This is a genomic window from Salipaludibacillus sp. CF4.18 (assembly GCF_051262595.1).
GTDB lineage: Bacteria > Bacillota > Bacilli > Bacillales > Salisediminibacteriaceae > Salipaludibacillus > Salipaludibacillus neizhouensis.
The window spans coordinates 1-229 of record NZ_JBIMEV010000192.1 but is presented as its reverse complement, the minus strand read 5'-3'; the positions used below and the strand labels follow the sequence as shown (position 1 = coordinate 229).

The following is a 229-nucleotide window of genomic DNA, read 5'->3' as shown; positions in this document are numbered from 1 at the left end:
ATCTCGATGCTGCTGTACCCACCGGTCAAAGGTAGATGACGTTAACTTGTATTCTTTAATTATTTCCGCTCTGGACTTTCCAGCATCATGTAACTGAACCATTTGCGCTTTAAACTCTTTTGAGAATGTCCGTCTTTCTCTCTTAGTCATATTTACTCTCCTCAGTTTTTATTTGAACCAAGTTTATATGACCTTAACTTTATTGTCCAACTAAGCGTAACCTATTCAA

The 229-nt window shown here is 37.1% G+C and carries 1 protein-coding gene; it reads right to left on the bottom strand.

Translation table 11 applies throughout. The features are described 5' to 3' along the window. Positions 1 to 150, bottom strand: a 150-nt coding sequence (locus ACHABW_RS26120) for a transposase (RefSeq protein WP_435759965.1), incomplete at its 3' end; no start/stop codon positions are given. Positions 151 to 229: the final 79 nt, after the last annotated feature.